Genomic DNA, 18,680 nt, shown 5'->3' on the forward strand with positions numbered 1-18,680 from the left:
CTGCATTTTTGCAGGGGTTATTCTTTACTGATTTTCGAAATATTTACCCGGCCTGAAAAGAACACGGCACCGCCGCCCATATCGGAAAGCCGGTCCGGAGTCAGCGAATTGACCAGATGTTTTGTTCCTGGGGCGTCTGCCCATATTCCCTGTGAAACAACTGTACCAGGAAGAACAAGGTCTCCAACAGCCGCTTTGAGGTTGCATTCTCCTCGTTCATTCCAGATACGAACCCAGTCACCATTATTAATTTCAGCATTTAAAGCATCCCTTGTGTTTATGTGAAGACGCGGTTCCTTCTCCAGCGCAGCATGTTTTGTATTATTGGAAAAAGTTGAATTCAAAAAGTTATGGTTCGGTGCAGGCACAAACAGAAAAGGGAAATTATTTTCTTCCTTCAGCGGTATGTATGTCGGCAGAGGAGGATATCCACCATCTTTCATTCTCTGCGAGTATAATTCTATTTTTCCGCTTGGCGTGGGCAGCCTGCCAGGGAAAAGCGGTTTTACCCTCGCTTTGATAAACTTGTTTTTCTTCAGGGATTCAGCATTGATTTCCTCAATTAAGGGGTTAGCTGGAAAATCTAATGCGGCATCAATCATTTCTTCTTCTGTTTCTTTAAATGCAGCCTCATGAAAGCCCATTCCTTCTGCAAGAAGCCGAAACACTTCGACATTAGATTTTGACTCCCCGTATGGCTCTATAACTGGCTCCTGAATTTGCATGTAGTGGTGCCAATAGGATGAATAGATGTCCGTATTCTCAAATGAAGAAGCCGCCGGCAGTACAATATCAGCATACTTGGCCGTTTCGGTTAAGAACAGATCATGGACAACAAGGAACAAGTCCTCCCTCTGCAGCCCTTGACGGACCTTATTTCCTTCCGGTGCAACAACAGCAGGGTTGGTTCCATATACGTACATAGATTTAATCGGTTCTTCCAGTTCAAGCAGTGCAGAACCGATCCGGTTCATATTAATGATGCGTGTATCCTTTTTGTGCAGGAGGTCAGGCCTTTGGAGGGCTCCAGTATTAAAAGCAAGATAGCCGGAATTTCCCTTGATGGCACCGCCGCCCTTTAAGAGCCAGTGCCCTGTAATTGCAGGAAGACATGAAATGGTGCGGATGCACATTCCGCCATTGTCGTGATGCTGGGGCCCGTTGCCGATCCGGATAAAAGCAGGGGAAGTCTTTCCATACATACGGGCTAATTTCAAAATATCATCTTTCGGCACCCCTGTTATGCGGGCTACTGTTTCAGGATCATAATCCTTTACATGTTCACGAAGTTCCGGGTGACCAATCGTATATTTTTTCAGAAAGTTCTCATCTTCCATATTTTCGTCAAACAAGACATGCATCATGCCAAGAGCCAGAGCAGCATCAGTGCCGGGAGTAATCGGTATAAACCAGTCGGCCATTTTTCCAGTCTGGTTTTTATGGACGTCAATCACAACGATTTTCGCACCACTTTTTCTTGCTTTTTGTGCGAGAATCATTTGATGCATGTTCGTGCTGACTGCATTAATGCCCCATAGAATAATGAGCTTTGAATGGATGGTATCCTCCGGGTCTATTCCAAAGCTCCCGCCCATTGTATACGTATATCCAGCTGTACCGGCAGATTGACAAATCGTCCTGTCAAGGTGTGATGCTCCGAGTTTATGGAAAAAACGGCGGTCCATTCCTTCTGCGTTTAATCTGCCCATATTTCCGTAAAAACTATATGGCAGGATGCTTTCAGGTCCATTCTTGACAATTAGGTCCTTCCATCGGGAGGTGATCGTGTCTATCGCCTCTTTCCACCCAATCCGTTCAAAGTGGCCATCACCTTTGGTGCCAGCACGCTTCATTGGATATTTGAGGCGATTTTTATCATAGATCCTTGATGGCATGCTGCGGACCTTATTGCATATATTCCCCTGTGTTACGGGATGATTGGGATCTCCTTCAATTTTTACGATTTTTCCTTCTTTTTTATGAACGAGAAGTCCGCATTGATCGGGGCAATCTAAGGAGCAAACGGATGGGAAAACACCATTTAAGGTTTTGCTGTAAGAGTTCATGTCCACATACTCCTTCCACATAGTATTTCGATCATAACATAAAATTCAGATTATTTGATGTGCGTCTGGAGGTATCCAGTAAATTTCTATAATGAAACACCAAACCTCATATTTGAAACTATTCTTTGAAAAAACTTTTGTAAAATAGGTTTGGTAGATTTTATTGGTTCAGAATACATCCGAGCAGGTGAACAGGGAAATGGCGCTAAAAATTGCGATTGTAGATGATCATAAGCTCTTCAGAGAAGGGGTCAAACGGATACTGGAAATGGAAGAGGACCTTGAAGTAGTTGCTGAAGGGGAAGATGGCCGTGATGCACTCATAATTGAAAAGAATTATAAGCCTGACGTTATGATTATGGATATCGATATGCCTAATATGAATGGCATCAAAGCAACGGATAAGCTGAATGAAAACAAATCAAAAAGCAAAGTCATTATTTTATCTTTTTATGATGATGAGAATTATGTCACACGGGTGCTCCAGAATGGTGCAGCCGGATACGTGCTTAAAGATATTGGTGCAAAAGGGCTAATCGAAGCGATCAGGATTGTTGCCAGTGGAGGCAGTTATCTGGATCCCAAGGTTACGCAAAATATTATAAAGGAATACAAAAGGCTTACAGAATTAAATTCAGGCAGCAATCATGAGTCAAGTCAGAACTATCAGCGTCCTCTGCATATATTGACTCGCCGCGAATGCGAGGTGCTTCAGCTGCTTGCTGATGGGAATAGCAATGCTGGCATCAGTAAAGCCCTTTTTATTAGCGATAAAACGGTTAAAAATCATGTAAGCAGCATTTTGAAAAAGATAAAAGTTCATGATCGGACACAGGCAGTCCTTCTCGCCATCAAAAAGGGCTGGGTCAGAATCGGTTAGAACCAATGTGTAATTCAAAATTCACCCTTTACTTTAAAGACATGTTCTCCTGAGCATGCCTTTTTTTACGTTGAGATAGCAGTAAAAAGGATGAGTAAGCAAAGACGGTAATAGAAAAGATAACTTTGAAGAGCTTGAAAAGATAGGTGATAAAATGAACCGGTTTTATAAACGCTACTCAGATTTAATCTTTCATTTGCTCAGTGAAAATAAATGGATCAGTTTAGCTCAACTGGCAGAACGAACAGGTTTTTCAAAAAGCACGATATGGCGTGATTTGGAATTCCTGGAGACGATTCTGCCGGAAGATTGGAAGCTGGAAAAGCATGAGACTTTTGGCGTTAGGCTGAGAAAGCCTGAAAGCGGCACTCTGGAAAGCATTTTGAGAGAAATTCGCGATAAGAATACTTATTTCCATACGTTAAAGCTGATTTTATTAAGCGATGGAATAGACATTTCTCAGATATCCAATGAGGTGCATATAAGCCGTTCAACCGCATACCGCCACATTGAAAAGCTTCAGGAGGTTTTAAAGGAATCACAGCTTACATTAACTTCGAGTCCATTCAAAGTAGTGGGAGATGAAAGAAATATCAGGCGTTTTATCATGCAATATTTAGATTTAATGAGCTATAAACCGGATCCTGAGAAGGATTGGCTGCATTTCGGGGATTTTCAGTCGGCATTGCTTGAGCTGACCTCGAGCTATTCGATGACTCTCCGGACAGGAGCCATTCAACGCCTCAAAATGATCTTATATATTTCATATTTGCGTATGTCTATGGGTTATTTTGTTTCATTTCCACAAACTTTGGTGGATGCGTATAAGGAAAGTAAATTTTTCCTGGCGGCTAAAGACTTAGTGCATTATATGGCTAAAGCCAAAGTTCCATCCAGGGAAACACAGCTCCAGGAAATACTTTTCTTTGCCATTTATTTAATGAGTGAGGAAAGGCCGACGAATAGATCGCAGCATCTGCATTATCTGCGCAGGAGGAGGATAGGCGAAAGGGAACATCCTTTTTCTGTCTACTTAGAAAACCTTTCGAATATAGCTGGCTTCAACTTAACAGATGATGATATCTTTTTATTTCACATTTACCAGACATTTAAGAGAATATATCTTGAAAAAGAATTTAATACCGAAACACTCCATAGCTCAATGATACAATACCTGCCATATTATGAGACTAATCCACTTTTCAAAACGATAGAGGACCTGGGATTCAAAACATTCTCTAAAGTGCCCCTTATCTTTAAAAAGCTGGATGTTCTTGAAATCTTTACACTTCTCCAGGCTGCTATTCTGCGAAGGAGGAATAGGCATGTTATACAGGCTGCGCTTGTGTGCCGGACATATTATGAAAAAGATTATATTAGGGAAGTGCTAAAATATCATTTTGGCAAACGGCTTACTATATCAACGCTGGATTCATCAAGCACCGATTTAATTTCGGAATATGAAGAGTTTGATCTGGTCATTTCAACCGATTTGAATTTATCGAAGCTGATAGGGGACCTGCCAGCCATAAATATTTCTGCATTTCCGACAGGTTCAGAGCTTATGGAAATCAGGCAATTCATACATGATCATTTTCTAAAGCAAATGGACCTGGATAAAGAGATTATCTATCCCTATGAAAAGCAGGATGAGCCATACACATAAGGAGACGCCTTCAAGCTGGAGGTGTTTTTTTATTTATTTTTTAAAACATATTGATTTTGATAATCATTATCAATTAAAATAAAGATAGATGATAATTGTTTTCATTCATACATAGTTTTGATTTTAAGGAGGCGAGGAGTTGATCAAAAACCCTCAAGTATCCGTCCGCACAATGACTGACCAGAATCTAACGGACTTTATCCGGTGTCCTTATAAATTTTATTACACACATATTGAAAAGAAAAAACATCCTCTTGGCTGGCGTCAGGCCATTCAGCATATTATCAATAAAGTCGTTTCATCCTATTTTCAGCTGCCGCAAAGCCATCGGACCCCTGCAAATGTTATAATGCTGATCGATCAATATTGGGGCAGGCTGGAGCTGCGCATGTTTGATACCCGCCTCCAATATTATATGGCTGCTGCAGCCGTAACAGATGGATTAATGAGAAACTTAAGCAGTGAATCTGAAATTGCTCAGCCGCTGTTTTTGTATGAAAGGTTTAAAATGAAACTAAAAGAGCTGAATGTAGATCTTTCTTTAACTTTCGATGTCGCGGAATGGCAGCAGGATTCTTTTATAGTAAAGAAATTCCTGGTGGATGCTGACGAGCAAATGCTTGAGCTTTATTGTCATTTAACAGTGGTTTTTTCAGAAAAGGTATTTGGAATAAGGCCGGCCAGAATTGAGGTCGTGACATTAATGGATGGTGAAAGGCATGTTTTCATTCCCAATAAAGATAGCCTTGAAGCGGGATTAAACTATCTGCAGATGATGAAGACGCTTCTTGAAGACACAAAGCAGTTCTCGGATTTGTACAATTTGAATGAGTGTCCAGCCTGTCCTTTTCAGGGAGTCTGCGACAGGGATGAAAAGAATGAGAGAAAACAAAAATACTTATCCTAAAAAAGGCGCCTGGGGAAAAACCAGGCGCTTCTGTAATTTATGAACATGCAGAACCGATTCAGGGTGAATGTATTTCCATTGCTTTTAAATGCATTTCCCGCTAAAGTTTTTACAGGGATGTTAGATAGAAAGGTTGCGATTCTTCTTTGAATATACTAATTACAGGTGCAAACGGTTTTTTAGGGAAAAAGCTTTCATTAAAGCTTTTGGAACAGGGGCATGAACTTTATTTATTAGTCAGAAGCAGAAAGCGGCTGGATGCCTTCATGCAAGGCGAAGGAAGCGATTTTTCCAGACAGATTCATATATTGGAAGGCGATGTTACAGAAGAGCATCTTGGATTAAATAGAGAACTTGTGAATTCTTTAAATGGAAAGATAGATGCCTTATACCATAGTGCAGCACTTCTATCATTTGATGAAAAGGATCGGGATAAGACTTTTAAAGTGAATGTGGGAGGAACAGAAAATGTTCTGAATTTTTCTTTGGAAATAAATTGTTCAAAAGTTTTATATATCAGTACCGCCTATACGGTTGGGACAGAGATTTTGGGGGCGGAGGCTCTTTACTCTTCGGACAGGCGTTTTGTAAATCCCTATGAAGCTTCCAAATGCGAGGCAGAACACCTCGTATATACATTCCGGGATAAACTTGATATTGTTATTCTCCGTCCCGGTATTATCATCGGTGATTCCAGAACAGGTGAAGCTGATACAAACTTCGGTTTATATGGATTTCTAAAAGGCATTAAGATCTTAAAAAAACGGGCCAAGCGAAGACAAGACGGCCAAAGCTGCAGAATCTACCTGGATCCTGAAGTTGCCCAGAATTTTGTGCCTGTGAATTATGTTATCGATACACTGAATGCCGCCTTGATTCATGCCGAAAATGGCGGGATATACAATATTACAAACTCTAATCCGCCTCTGCAATCAGATGTATATGAAATAGTAAAAGAGGTGCTGGATTTTCCGCAATTGGAGATGTATGTCCCTAGATCCTCTGCAGAAATGACAAGTGAGGAAAAGGCATTTCATAATTCAATGAGCATTTTCCACAGTTATTTCCAGCGGACCATTGATTTTCCATCAGACAATACGGAAAAGCTGCTTGCAGATGCAGGGGTTCCCATGCTGAAGATGGACCGAGATGTATTAACAAGAATAATAGCAGGATATTTGCTCGATAAAGCGAGTATACCTTCCTGACGAAAGAAAAGACCGGGGATTTGAATTCCCGGTCTTCATTTATTCATTCATGCCTGCTCCCCGCTTTTTATGGGCACCTGCTTCAAGGGGGGCCTTTAAAAGCTTCCGGTGCTTAATTTCCATAGTCTGAATTTGATTCAATTCCTCAATTAAGTCTTGGATAGAGAGAATCTCATATAGAATGGCTGTTTCAGGCTGGACATGGTGGTGTGTGCGCGGTTTTAAACCGCCCGCAGGGTTCAGCTGTTTTTGCTCAATAAACCACTGTGTTACTTCGCTGATTTTTTTATGATGTCTTTCTGTAATAAGAAAGCACGGGTCATATAGGCTGTTTTTTATATCCTCAAGAACAGCTGCGGCAGCCTTTTTCCTGTCTTCCTCCAGCTCCGGCAGGCCAGTCGGCAAAAAGATCAAGTTTCCCACGTGATAGGTAATCTGCCTTAATATAGTCAGTTTTTTATATTCATAATGAAAGTCGCGCATATCTTCGCGGCTAAATCGGTGATACCTGTATTCAGCTTTTTGATAATGGCATAAAGTTTCCGTTTTATCGATATCTTTAATAAGTCTTTGAAAATCAGAACGGACAGTGCCGTCAGATCCCTGTGAATTGAAAATTTCAAGGCCTCTTTTATGTAAAGTGTCACCGGATCGTCTGTAAAGGGCATGTATATTTTTTATGATTGATTTGGAGTAATTGGGCGGCATGACAAAAAAGTTAACAGCTGTGGAAACGACAATTCCGGTAGTGGTAGTCCCCAATCGAATGAAAAAAGAGGACAAATAATGGTCCTGTACCGTTGAAATCATAGCGACACCCGTCAATGTAGCCACCAGCATTCCATCATGAAGCTTCAGCTTATGGCAGACAATGATTGTCGCAAGTGATACGGAAGCATAACTATACGGGCTGTCCCCGAAAATGAACGTAAATAATACAGCAAATCCCGCACCAATGGCTGCCGCCGGAAACCTGACATATGCTTTCCGAATGGAGTCTGCAACAGTGGGCTCAATCGTAACGATGGCCGTAATCACAGCAAACATGGCTGGCCAATCCAGCATATGGCAAATAAAAGCTGTTATAAAAACAGCCAGTCCGGTTTTGGCGATTCTTCCTCCTATAAATTTATATGGAAAAGTCTGTTTCATACATAATCCTTCTTTAAATCTGTGGTTTCAAAATATAAATTTATATTAGTGCAAGAAACCAATAAGAGCAAATGTGAATCTTCTGATAAAAAGAAATTATCCCGGTGACATGATCTGATAGTATGTTAAAATAGACAACTATAAAGTATAAATATTGAATATATATAAGATTTTACGGACTTAGGGGAAGGGTGAGTTTGAATGTCAATTGAAAGTGTGAAAGCCCATTTTAAAAAATGGGATCGGGAACAAGATGTAATGGAGTTTGATTCTTTAAGCGCAACAGTGGAACAGGCTGCTGAAACAATCGGTGTCTGCCCTGCACAAATTGCCAAGACTCTATCCTTCAGGAGTGATGGGGATGAAGCAATTCTTGTGGTGGCAGCAGGCGATGCCAAAATTGATAACAAGAAGTTCCGGAAAACGTTCGGTTTCAAAGCCCGGATGCTTTCAGCGGAGGAAGTTCTCGAACAGACCGGCCATGCCGTAGGAGGAGTTTGTCCATTTGGACTGAAGAATGACCTGGATGTATATCTGGATGAATCTATGAAAAGATTCGAGACCCTTTTCCCTGCATGCGGAAGCAGCAATTCCGCCATTGAACTGACACCTGCTGAAATTAATACATATTCAGATGCAAAAGCCTGGGTGGATGTGTGCAAGGACTGGGAAGATGCGCTGATCATTGAGCGGCCACTGGAAAAAATAACGAAATAGAAGTCATATTTTCGTGCTGAAATCAAAATAGTGTTGTATTATTATAATTATTGATGAATAAATATATAGATTTACAGATTAGGAGAGCAGATAATTCATGGGAAAGAATCTGATTGTTAAACAAATTGATGAACTTCAGGATGACTTTAATAGAATAAGCACTTATATCGGCGAGAATCCCGAACTGGGACATGAAGAGTACAAGGCATGCAAAGTATTGACAGAGGAGCTTGAAAAGCATGGTTTTTCTCTAGAAATCGGCACATGCGGTTTACCGACTGCCTTTACGGCAACTTATGACAGCGGAAAAGAAGGTCCTGTGATTGGATATATGTCTGAATACGATGCATTGCCTGAAGTAGGGCATGCATGCGGTCATAATCTAATCGGCACGATGGGGATTGCTGCAGGAATAGGACTAAGTAAAGTGATTCATGAAACTGGAGGAAAGGTTATTGTCTTTGGCACGCCGGCAGAGGAGACGAAGGGCGGTAAGGTGACCATGGCCGAAGCTGGTATTTTTGATGTTTTGGATGCAGCGATCATGGTACATCCCCTTGACAATTATGTGAAGAGCGGGACATCACTGGCAATGGATGCTATACAATTTGAATTTTTTGGAAAATCGGCACATGCAGCTGCCAGCCCGCATTTGGGAATAAATGCTTTGGACGCTGTCCTGCAAACGTTTAGCAGCATAAACGCTCTGCGCCAGCATATTAAACCTGATGCCAGAATCCATGGAATTATAACGGAAGGGGGCAAAGCTGCAAACGTGGTTCCGGACTATGCGGTTGCCCAATTTTATGTTCGTGCAGCCAAACGTGAGTATGTGAATGAACTTGTAGAAAAGGTCAAGAAATGTGCAGAAGGGGCAGCTCTGCAGACTGGTGCCGAAATGAAGTGGTCATTTTATGAGTTCTCTTATGATGATATGGTTACGAACAGCCCCTTATCAGAAGCATTCAATAAAGAACTGATTTCCCTTGGTGTGAATGAGGAGGAAATTCTGGAACAGAAGGACGGGTCAGGTTCTCTTGACATGGGGAATGTCAGCCAGGCGGCACCTTCCATCCATCCTTATATTAAAATCTGCAATGAGGCATATGCTTGCCACACACATGAATTCCGAGAAGCTGCTATGAGTGAGCAGGCTAGAGAAGCCATGATCCTTGGGGCCAAGGCAATGGCACTTACGGGGTATGAAGTGTTAACCAATCAGGAGCTTCTAAAACAGATTAAAGAAGAATTCGAGTCAAACAAGGCATTAGCTTAAAATCCAAAATAAGGCCATGATCCATAAGAAGTATGAGGATCATGGCCATTATATTATGATAAACTATCCCATTCTGAATACAGTCCGGTTCCATTGCAGCCCTGGCAGTCAAATTGGTTTGCATGATAAGCGAACTCATTCCCCGGATAGAGTGAAAAACCCCTGCCGTAACAGTCCGGACACTTATTTTCTTCCTTCATGCGATTGACATGATTTTGATATCTGCTTTCGCGCCATTCATTAAAGGCATTCAATAATCCCATCTTTTTCACCTCAGCCATTTTTTCCTTATTTTGAATAAAATGGGCAGATTTTATACAATTCGCTACTTTAATATATGAATAAAGTGGGACTAGTGTGAAAAAAAGCTTGTTCAAAAATGGCTATTTTCCCTTAGGGTTCTTCCATTTTTCGCCGAGTGCTTCGATAAAAATGCTGACATTCTTTTTTTCCTGCATAATGGGCGAAAGAACATAGGAAAGAGTGCGTTTGAATTCCTGATTTTTCACTTTGATTATAGACAGGTTATTTTGATTAACGTCCCTTTCGACGACGCTTCCAGAAAGAATGCTTATTCCCAGCCCGTTGATGAGTGTTTCTTTTATCCCCTGGTTGCTGCTGATCGTTAAAAGTGATTTCACTTTAAGACCATTTGATCTGACTACATGGTTAAAATACTCACGTGTCCCTGACCCGTTTTCCCTCATAATCCATGCCTGATCTTGAAGGTCAGCAATTGTTGCTTCTTCTTTTTGTACCAATGGATGCTGGTTGGAAGTCACAATAAATAATTCATCCTCTAAGAAGGGAGTCACGATAAGCTCTCTTTCATTTGTCTGGCCCTCAATTAGCCCTATATCCACATGATGGGAACGGGTTGACTGAACAACTTCCTCCGTATTGGCAATGGTCACCTGGAGATTTAGCTCAGGATACTGATTCTGCAAATCAAGCAGCAGGGGAGGCAGGATGTATTCCCCTATAGTGAAACTGGCCGCAATTTTCAGATCTCCTTTAATGGTGTTTTGCTGCTCTAAAATTTCCTGCCTGGTTTGCTCGTAAATGGTAATCATCTGCTTGGCCCGGTCATATAATATTTCACCGCTGGGCGTAATTTTCAAGTATTTTGGAGAGCGTTGAAATAGTTTGGTCTGAAATTCCTTTTCCAGGTTTTTAATATGCAGGCTGACACTGGGCTGTGACATAAGAAGAAGCTCGGCCGTCTTCGTAAAGTTTTTCACTTCAGCCAATGTGACGAATGTTTTTAACGCATCATAGTACAAAATATCACCCTTTCTATAATTAGTAATATTAATAGCTGCAATAATTAATATTTATTTTACTAATGGAATATCATTCGGTAAAGTAATAGATATATATTTTTTACGTATAAAACCGACTTTTTTTATAGGAAAAGAGGAAATTTAAAGAAATACTATAAAACCAGCCTTTTGCGCTGGTTTGCGAGGTGGATCATGTTGCAACTTCAGGTAATGAACAGTCCGTTTAATCAGGAGCAGGCAGAGCTCCTTAATCGTCTTCTTCCGACTCTGACAGAGACACAATCCCTCTGGCTGAGCGGATATCTTGCAGCGATACAGTCCTCATCATTGCAGGCTGCCCCGGCAGTGGAAGAACGTCCGGCACCGGCAGCGGTGAAGGCCATTCCAAAGGATGTGACCATCTTATTTGGATCACAAACCGGGAATGCACAGAATCTGGCAAAGAAAGCTGGTAAAACGCTTGAAGAGAGAGGTTTTCAAGTAACGGTTTCAGCAATGAGTGATTTTAAGCCCAATAATCTTAAAAAGGTCAAAAACCTGTTAATTGTCGTAAGTACCCATGGTGAGGGAGATCCGCCAGACAACGCTTTGACATTCCATGAATTTGTTCACGGAAAAAGGGCGCCAAAACTGGAAGATTTCCGTTACTCTGTTTTGGCACTTGGCGATAGCTCCTATGAATTCTTCTGCCAAACGGGAAAAGATTTTGATAAGCGTCTGGAGGAACTAGGCGGAACAAGAATAACGCCAAGAGTGGACTGTGATCTTGATTTCGAGGAGCCTGCAGCAGAGTGGGCGGAAGCAGTTTTAGCCGGATTGAGCGAAGGGGAAAGCAGCAGTCCTTCTCCTGCAGAAGCAGCTTCAGTTTCAGCTTCAGCACCTGCCGAGTCAGTCTATTCCCGGTCCAACCCTTTCCGGGCAGAAGTTCTGGAAAATCTGAATCTCAATGGACGCGGCTCCAATAAAGAAACCCGCCATCTCGAGATTTCTCTAGAGGGTTCAGGTCTTACTTATCAGCCTGGTGACAGTCTTGGGGTATATCCTGAAAACGATCCTGAATTGGTTGACTTGCTTTTAGCTGAGATGAGCTGGGATCCTGAGGAAGCAGTCGGAGTGAAGGAGGAAACAGTAACGTTAAAAGAAGCGCTAACGGCTCACTTTGAGATTACTGTCCTGACCAAACCGCTTGTTGAAAAGGCTGCAAAGCTTTCTGGAAATGAAGATCTGCACCAGCTAGTGTCAGACAGAAATCAACTGAAATCCTATATGGACGGGCGGGACTTGATTGATTTAGTCCGTGACTTTAAACCATGGAACAGTTCGGCACAGGAGTTTGTCTCTATACTGCGTAAGATGTCTGCGCGTCTTTATTCCATTTCAAGCAGCTTCGAGGCGAATCCCGAGGAAGTTCATTTGACAATCGGTGCTGTCCGCTATGATGCCCATGGCCGTGAACGCAAAGGGGTCTGCTCCATTTTATGTGCGGAGCGTCTCCAGCCTGGCGATACACTGCCAGTATTTATTCAGCACAACGAAAACTTTAAACTGCCTGAAAATCCGGACACACCAATCATTATGGTTGGTCCTGGAACCGGAATTGCACCATTCCGATCATTTATGCAGGAGCGTGAAGAAAGCGGCGCGGATGGGAAATCATGGTTATTCTTTGGCGACCAGCATTTTGTGACTGATTTCCTTTATCAGACTGAATGGCAAAAGTGGCTCAAGGATGGAGTCTTGTCGAAGCTGGATGTCGCTTTTTCCCGTGATGATGATGAGAAGGTTTATGTTCAGCATAGAATGCAGGAAAATAGCAAGGAATTATTCCAGTGGCTTCAGGAAGGAGCAGCCGTCTATATCTGCGGCGATGAGAAAAACATGGCGCATGATGTCCATAACACACTCATAGATATTATTGAAAAAGAAGGCGGTTTAAGCCGGGATCAGGCTTCAGAATATCTTGCCGGCATGCAGAAAAATAAACGCTACCAGCGCGACGTATATTGATTTGGAAGGAAAGGAGTTTTACAGTATGGTAAACCCAAACTTAAAAGCACCGGATGGCCCTCCGAGTGATGTTGAGGGAATTAAGGATCGAAGCAACTATTTGCGCGGAACGCTGGCGGAAGTTATGCAGGACAGAATCAGCGCCGGAATTCCCGATGATGATAACAGATTAATGAAGCACCACGGGAGCTATCTGCAGGATGACCGGGATCTGCGGAATGAACGCCAGAAGCAGAAGCTTGAGCCTGCCTACCAGTTTATGCTCCGGCTGCGCCTTCCCGGCGGAGTCGCAACACCAGAGCAATGGCTTGTCGTGGATGATTTAGCTGAGAAATATGGCAACGGCACCTTAAAACTGACTACGCGCCAGACCTTCCAGATGCATGGAATCCTAAAATGGAATATGAAAAAGACAATCCAGGCAATCCATTCGACGATGCTTGATACGATAGCGGCTTGCGGCGATGTAAACCGTAATGTAATGTGCATCTCCAATCCCGATCAATCTGAGATTCATTCGGAAGTGTATGAGCTGGCAAAGATGCTAAGTAACGATCTTCTGCCTCGCACACGTGCCTATCATGAAATATGGCTGGATGAAGAAAAAGTAGCCGGCTCTCCTGAAGTGGATGAAGAGGTTGAGCCGATGTATGGCCCGCTTTATTTGCCCCGTAAATTTAAAATCGGGATTGCTGTACCGCCTTCCAATGACATTGATGTCTTTTCCCAGGATCTTGGCTTCATTGCTATTGTGGAAAACGGCAAGCTGGCAGGCTTTAACGTGGCAATCGGCGGCGGAATGGGCTTTTCCCATGGAGATAAGGCGACCTATCCGCAGCTTTCGAAAGTGATCGGCTTTGTGACACCTGATAAGATTTATGAAGTGGCCGAGAAGATAATTACGATTCAGCGCGATTACGGCAACCGCTCAGTCCGGAAAAATGCCCGTTTTAAATATACGGTTGACCGCCTTGGTCTGGAAACAGTTATTGTAGAGCTGGAAAACCGGCTGGGCTGGAAACTGGATGAAGCTCGCGGATTCAAGTTTGATTCCAACGGAGACCGCTACGGATGGGTAAAGGGTGTCCGCGGAAAATGGCATTTTACGATGTTCATCGAAGGCGGCCGTGTGGCAGACTTCGATGGATATAAACTGAAAACAGCATTGCGTGAGATTGCCAGAGTTCATAAAGGCGATTTCAGGCTGACTGCCAACCAGAACCTCATTATCGGAAGTGTGTCAACAAAAGATAAGGCAAAGATCGAGGCGCTGATTAATGAATATGGCTTAACAGACGGAAGCCGCTATAGTGCATTGCGCCGCGGATCCATGGCCTGTGTGGCCCTTCCGACATGCGGCCTGGCAATGGCCGAGGCAGAACGCTATCTTCCTGGATTGGTCGATAAAATTGAGGAGATCGCTGATGAGGCGGGATTGCGGAATGAAGAAATCACGATCCGCATGACCGGCTGCCCGAACGGCTGCGCCCGTCACGCACTCGGCGAAATCGGCTTTATCGGCAAGGCTGTTGGCAAGTACAATATGTATCTCGGGGCAGCATTTGACGGCAGCCGCCTCAGCAAAATGTACCGCGAAAACATTGGCGAAGAAGAAATCCTGAACGAGCTGCGCATCATCCTGCCGCGCTACGCCCGTGAACGACAGGTCAGCGAGCATTTTGGCGATTTCGTGGTCCGGGCGGGGATTATTGAAGCGACAACGGACGGGACTAATTTTCATGATTGAGCTTGAGAAAGACGGGGCGGGGGCCCTGTCTTTTTTCTTTGTGTGCCGGAGCCGAACGCACGTAAATATTTCTATCCGCACATATTTCTGCCTATACGCACACAAAATTGTTTATCCGCACATAATTTTTGGCTATCCGCACATAAACATTATCTTTGAAGTTTTTCTTAGAGGATTTGACGGAGTATTGTAGAATTTTTTGGAATGAAACAAGAATGGAGTGAAAAAATGATCCTTAAAGAACGAAAAATCCCTCTTTTAATCCGTAAAACAGAAGCTCTCCTCCGCAGGCTTCCAGCTCATCACCCAAAAATCCCTATCATTAACGAAGAACTGAATAAAAGACTTGCAGGCTATAAAGGAGAAGCTTCATTGGATTTTCCTCTTGATTTTCTAGATAGTAAGGAATATTTTATCCTTCATGATCTCCGCCTGCCAGATAATGTCCGCTTTTTCCAAATCGATACTCTTATACTTACAAAAAAGTTTGCTCTAATACTTGAAGTGAAAAATATAACAGGTATCCTGCATTTTGATACATTATATAATCAATTAATTCGTATAAAGAATGGAAAAGAGCAAGTTTTTCCCTGCCCTATAATTCAGGTGAATAGACAGGCATCGCAACTTAGAAGTTGGTTTAATGCCAATGTCAGTATTGAAAATTTACCGGTCTATTCATTTGTAGTCATAAGTAATCCGCATACAGGAATAAAAGTCATTCCTCCACATATTGACCTCAGTCGTAAAGTTATACACCGAAATACTCTCCCTATTAAAATTGAGCAAATAGGAAAGTCCATTAATAGAGAAATCAGTGATAAACTCCTTAAAAAGGTCATTCGCTTATTAAAAAAGCAAAATACAGAGCAGGAAAGCTCAATACTATCAAGATTCCAGATAAATCAATCTGAAATTCTTACGGGTGTATTCTGCCCTGCCTGCAGCTTTCTGCCTCTCGAAAGAGTAAGTCGCACCTGGAGATGTCCTAAATGCAAGATAACCAGCAAAGAAGCACATATGAAAGCATTGCATGACTACAGCCTTTTGCTGGGGGCTGCCATCACGAACAAGGAACTCAGAAACTTTCTGCATATTTCTTCTTCCTATACCGCAACCCGACTCCTCCAATCCCTCAATCTCCCGCAAACCGGCTCTCATAAAAATAGAAGATATACACTAATTTTCTCCGAAGAAACACCAATCAAAAGGTAATTAAAAGAGGTATTTGATAGTAAATGTCGAAACATTTAGATATCTATAAACCTATCAAGGAGGAATATTCATGCCAAACGAGGAAATGCTTTTGATTCCAGGGCCGACGCCTGTTGTAGATTCGATTTATGATGCGATGGCACAGGAGACAAGGGGGCATACGGATCCCAGGTTTGCGGCTATTTATAAAAATGCGATTGAGAAGACTAGGGAGATGCTGAAGACGGATGGGGAAGTGTTTGTAATCTCTGGGTCCGGGACGATTGCAATGGAGATGGCTCTGGTTAACACGGTTGCAGCTGGAGAAAGAATTTTGATTATAAGTCAGGGCTTCTTTGGTGATCGTTTTCAGCACTTAGCCAAGGCGTTCGGAATCAAGGCAGATATCATTCAGTCCGAATGGGGAAAGCAGGTGGATCCCGCAGCGGTTGAGGAAAAACTTGCGTCCCATTCCTATAAAGCTGTGACGATTACCCATGCTGATACTTCTACTGGTGTTGCGGCTGACCTGGATACATTAGTTCCTATCATTAAAAAGCACGGGGCTCTTGTCATTTTAGATGGGGTCTGTGCGACAGCCGCAATGGAGGAGGATATGAGCAAGTCATATGGCGAAGGGAAAATTGATGTCGTTTTGACAGGTTCACAGAAGGCGATTGGTGTCCCGCCAGGACTCGCTGTTGTCGCATTCAATGGGACAGCACTGGCTGCCAGGGAACAAATGGAACGGGTTCCTGCCTACTATTGCGATATCTATAATTGGATTCCGATTATGCATGACCCTCAAAAGTACTTTGCTACACCGCCTGTTAATCTGATTTATGCCTATGATGAGGGCATGAAACTGGTCTTGGCTGAAGGAATGGATAATCGGTACAAGCGCCATGAAGCATATGGAAAAGCTGTCAGGGCTGCACTTGCTGAATATGGAATGAAGGCAATTGCCGCTGAAAATGCCGCAGCAGCAACTTTGAGCTGTATCCTTTACCCTGAAGGAATGGATGATGCTGAATTCCGTGCATCTCTGGCGAAAAAAGGTGTCATTGTTGCCGGAGCACTGGCTCATCTAGCAGGAAAAGCGTTCCGAATCGGCCATATGGGGAATACGACTGAAGACATGCTTGAAAAAGCCATTGTGCTGATCGGTGAGACAATGAACGAAGCGGGCTTTGAAGCTGATATCCAAAAAGCAGTTGATAGGTTTAGAGAACTTGCATTGCCTGTTGCTTAGTAAGGAGGGAAAAGATGTCTGATTTGACTTTGCGAGCGGCTGAGACAGAACTCGGAGAATTGAAACTGATAGGGATCCGCGTCTTATGCCCGCCGGATCAGTATCTAGCTGAAATTCCGCAGGCTATAAATCTATTATCGGGCCGCCTTACAGAAATTAAGGGAGCTGTAAATCCAGATCGGCTTGTTGGTGCCTTCAAAGTGGAGGAAGACTCTCCTGAAGAAGACGGATATTGGATTGGCATTGAGGTAAAGGAATTTATTAGTGTTCCTGATGGTATGTTCTCATTGGAAATTCCACCGCAAAAATATGCTTCTATCCGGCACAAAGGACCTAATGGTGAGATTGGAAATTCCTATAGGGAATTGCACAGCTGGATTGAAGAAAAGGGATACAAGCGGCTGAAAAATAAGTGGCACATAGAAATCCATCATAGCTGGAAGAGTATTGAGGATTTAGATATAGAGCTGATGGACACGATAGCATAATGTTAAAAGACTGCCTTCCCGGCAGTCTTTTTCCTGAACATTACAGGATTGGAGAATGCAAGTATGATCGATTACCGTATTAAGCATGGGAAGGGCAACGATGAAAAAATAGGAGAACTTGTGTCAATGCTTGAACATGCCAGAGAAGTAACTCTGGAAGATATATCAGGCTTAACACAGGCTGAATTGGATTTTCTTCCTGATCCAGGCAGCAATTCAATTGGCTCACTTTTGAAGCATATAGGATTTATTGAATATGTTCACCAAATCATTACTTTTGAAAATAGAGATCTTAATGATGAAGAACATTCAAGATGGGCCGCCGCATATGAACTGGGCGAGAAGGCAAGGAATGAAATTAATGGTCATCCTCTTGAATATTATTTGGAGGAACTGTCTGCAATAAGAGGAAAAACGTTAAAACTTCTAGCATCCAAAAAAGATTGCTGGCTATACGACGAAGGAAAGTGGAGCAACGGAGTGACCTTTAATAATTATTGGTTCTGGTATCACGTTATGGAGGATGAAATTAGCCATCGCGGACAAATAAGAGTGATAAAAAGACAGCTGGCAACTCAGAGGTGATAAGGCAACCGTCTGGTTTTTCCAAAAATATGAAACTAATGTATCTTTTGTTCGTATAAAAGGTAACACATTTATAGGCGGTTAAAAATTATGAACAAAAAATACTGGGGTCATTCAGGATTCGGAATGGTATATGGTCTGTCGCTTGGTTTAGTTTTTGGAATGCTTTTTGAAAATTGGGCATTGGGCATTGCCATGGGAGTTTCTTTAGGGGCATCGTTTGGATCCGCAAAAAAGGAGTAAAGGGGAAAT

17 protein-coding genes are annotated in these 18,680 nt (G+C 42.6%); 13 read left to right on the forward strand and 4 right to left on the reverse strand.

Features of this window, described 5'->3' with window-relative positions; genetic code table 11:
* Positions 1-17: 17 nt before the first annotated feature.
* A complete protein-coding gene (locus tag QUF73_00745) occupies positions 18-2,066 on the reverse strand; it encodes a molybdopterin oxidoreductase family protein (GenBank protein MDM5224732.1) in 2,049 nt (682 codons plus the stop codon).
* Positions 2,067-2,265: 199 nt separating this feature from the next.
* Between QUF73_00745 and QUF73_00750 the strand changes: the two genes are divergently transcribed.
* From QUF73_00750 to QUF73_00765, 4 genes are all read left to right on the forward strand, one after another.
* Complete coding sequence (locus QUF73_00750; GenBank protein MDM5224733.1) at positions 2,266-2,946, forward strand: response regulator transcription factor; 681 nt, start codon at positions 2,266-2,268, stop codon at positions 2,944-2,946.
* A gap of 154 nt (positions 2,947-3,100) precedes the next feature.
* Positions 3,101-4,612, forward strand: a complete 1,512-nt coding sequence (locus tag QUF73_00755; GenBank protein MDM5224734.1) for a helix-turn-helix domain-containing protein — start codon at positions 3,101-3,103, stop codon at positions 4,610-4,612.
* Positions 4,613-4,751: 139 nt separating this feature from the next.
* The gene (locus QUF73_00760) at positions 4,752-5,519 is read left to right on the forward strand and encodes a hypothetical protein (GenBank protein MDM5224735.1); all 768 of its coding nucleotides are present in this window, start codon (positions 4,752-4,754) and stop codon (positions 5,517-5,519) included.
* A 146-nt stretch (positions 5,520-5,665) separates the two neighbouring features.
* Positions 5,666-6,727, forward strand: a complete 1,062-nt coding sequence (locus QUF73_00765) for an SDR family NAD(P)-dependent oxidoreductase (GenBank protein ID MDM5224736.1) — start codon at positions 5,666-5,668, stop codon at positions 6,725-6,727.
* A 39-nt stretch (positions 6,728-6,766) separates the two neighbouring features.
* Here QUF73_00765 and QUF73_00770 read toward each other — a convergent pair whose 3' ends face one another.
* Positions 6,767-7,879 (reverse strand): aromatic acid exporter family protein, encoded by a 1,113-nt coding sequence (locus QUF73_00770; GenBank protein ID MDM5224737.1) that lies wholly within the window; start codon positions 7,877-7,879, stop codon positions 6,767-6,769.
* Between the two features lie 201 nt (positions 7,880-8,080).
* On the opposite strand from QUF73_00770, the gene QUF73_00775 reads away from it, so the two are divergent.
* Both QUF73_00775 and QUF73_00780 read left to right on the forward strand, forming a co-directional pair.
* Entirely contained in the window at positions 8,081-8,596 is a 516-nt protein-coding gene (locus tag QUF73_00775; protein ID MDM5224738.1) for a YbaK/EbsC family protein, read from the forward strand.
* A 97-nt stretch (positions 8,597-8,693) separates the two neighbouring features.
* Positions 8,694-9,872: a M20 family metallopeptidase gene (locus tag QUF73_00780; GenBank protein ID MDM5224739.1), complete on the forward strand. Its 1,179-nt coding sequence runs from the start codon at positions 8,694-8,696 to the stop codon at positions 9,870-9,872.
* Positions 9,873-9,925: 53 nt separating this feature from the next.
* On the opposite strand, the gene QUF73_00785 is transcribed toward QUF73_00780, so the two are convergent.
* Positions 9,926-10,135, reverse strand: a complete 210-nt coding sequence (locus tag QUF73_00785; GenBank protein ID MDM5224740.1) for a methionine aminopeptidase — start codon at positions 10,133-10,135, stop codon at positions 9,926-9,928.
* A 120-nt stretch (positions 10,136-10,255) separates the two neighbouring features.
* Complete coding sequence (locus tag QUF73_00790; protein MDM5224741.1) at positions 10,256-11,155, reverse strand: LysR family transcriptional regulator; 900 nt, start codon at positions 11,153-11,155, stop codon at positions 10,256-10,258.
* A gap of 195 nt (positions 11,156-11,350) precedes the next feature.
* On the opposite strand from QUF73_00790, the gene QUF73_00795 reads away from it, so the two are divergent.
* The 7 genes from QUF73_00795 (at position 11,351) to QUF73_00825 (ending at position 18,671) form a co-directional block, all read left to right on the forward strand.
* The gene (locus tag QUF73_00795; protein MDM5224742.1) at positions 11,351-13,162 is read left to right on the forward strand and encodes an assimilatory sulfite reductase (NADPH) flavoprotein subunit; all 1,812 of its coding nucleotides are present in this window, start codon (positions 11,351-11,353) and stop codon (positions 13,160-13,162) included.
* A 25-nt stretch (positions 13,163-13,187) separates the two neighbouring features.
* Positions 13,188-14,909, forward strand: a complete 1,722-nt coding sequence (gene cysI, locus QUF73_00800; GenBank protein ID MDM5224743.1) for an assimilatory sulfite reductase (NADPH) hemoprotein subunit — start codon at positions 13,188-13,190, stop codon at positions 14,907-14,909.
* Between the two features lie 372 nt (positions 14,910-15,281).
* Entirely contained in the window at positions 15,282-16,124 is an 843-nt protein-coding gene (locus tag QUF73_00805; protein ID MDM5224744.1) for a nuclease-related domain-containing protein, read from the forward strand.
* Between the two features lie 70 nt (positions 16,125-16,194).
* Entirely contained in the window at positions 16,195-17,355 is a 1,161-nt protein-coding gene (locus QUF73_00810; protein ID MDM5224745.1) for an alanine--glyoxylate aminotransferase family protein, read from the forward strand.
* Positions 17,356-17,369: 14 nt separating this feature from the next.
* Entirely contained in the window at positions 17,370-17,843 is a 474-nt protein-coding gene (locus QUF73_00815) for a GyrI-like domain-containing protein (GenBank protein MDM5224746.1), read from the forward strand.
* A gap of 63 nt (positions 17,844-17,906) precedes the next feature.
* Positions 17,907-18,428 carry a DinB family protein gene (locus QUF73_00820; protein ID MDM5224747.1) on the forward strand — a complete coding sequence of 174 codons (522 nt, stop codon included), beginning with the start codon at positions 17,907-17,909 and terminating at the stop codon, positions 18,426-18,428.
* Positions 18,429-18,518: 90 nt separating this feature from the next.
* Positions 18,519-18,671, forward strand: a complete 153-nt coding sequence (locus tag QUF73_00825) for a hypothetical protein (protein ID MDM5224748.1) — start codon at positions 18,519-18,521, stop codon at positions 18,669-18,671.
* Positions 18,672-18,680 lie beyond the last annotated feature (9 nt).

The sequence above is a fragment of the Cytobacillus sp. NJ13 genome, from assembly GCA_030348385.1.
Lineage (GTDB): Bacteria > Bacillota > Bacilli > Bacillales > Cytobacillaceae > Cytobacillus.

What these genes read in the sequence shown, in the direction of transcription:
- QUF73_00745 (MDM5224732.1), bottom strand. Translation starts at nt 2,066, where the DNA reads ATGAACTCTTACAGCAAAACCTTAAATGGTGTTTTCCCATCCGTTTGC.
- QUF73_00750 (MDM5224733.1), top strand. Translation starts at nt 2,266, where the DNA reads ATGGCGCTAAAAATTGCGATTGTAGATGATCATAAGCTCTTCAGAGAA.
- QUF73_00755 (MDM5224734.1), top strand. Translation starts at nt 3,101, where the DNA reads ATGAACCGGTTTTATAAACGCTACTCAGATTTAATCTTTCATTTGCTC.
- QUF73_00770 (MDM5224737.1), bottom strand. Translation starts at nt 7,879, where the DNA reads ATGAAACAGACTTTTCCATATAAATTTATAGGAGGAAGAATCGCCAAA.
- QUF73_00775 (MDM5224738.1), top strand. Translation starts at nt 8,081, where the DNA reads ATGTCAATTGAAAGTGTGAAAGCCCATTTTAAAAAATGGGATCGGGAA.
- QUF73_00780 (MDM5224739.1), top strand. Translation starts at nt 8,694, where the DNA reads ATGGGAAAGAATCTGATTGTTAAACAAATTGATGAACTTCAGGATGAC.
- QUF73_00785 (MDM5224740.1), bottom strand. Translation starts at nt 10,135, where the DNA reads ATGGGATTATTGAATGCCTTTAATGAATGGCGCGAAAGCAGATATCAA.
- cysI (MDM5224743.1), top strand. Translation starts at nt 13,188, where the DNA reads ATGGTAAACCCAAACTTAAAAGCACCGGATGGCCCTCCGAGTGATGTT.
- QUF73_00810 (MDM5224745.1), top strand. Translation starts at nt 16,195, where the DNA reads ATGCCAAACGAGGAAATGCTTTTGATTCCAGGGCCGACGCCTGTTGTA.
- QUF73_00815 (MDM5224746.1), top strand. Translation starts at nt 17,370, where the DNA reads ATGTCTGATTTGACTTTGCGAGCGGCTGAGACAGAACTCGGAGAATTG.
- QUF73_00820 (MDM5224747.1), top strand. Translation starts at nt 17,907, where the DNA reads ATGATCGATTACCGTATTAAGCATGGGAAGGGCAACGATGAAAAAATA.
- QUF73_00825 (MDM5224748.1), top strand. Translation starts at nt 18,519, where the DNA reads ATGAACAAAAAATACTGGGGTCATTCAGGATTCGGAATGGTATATGGT.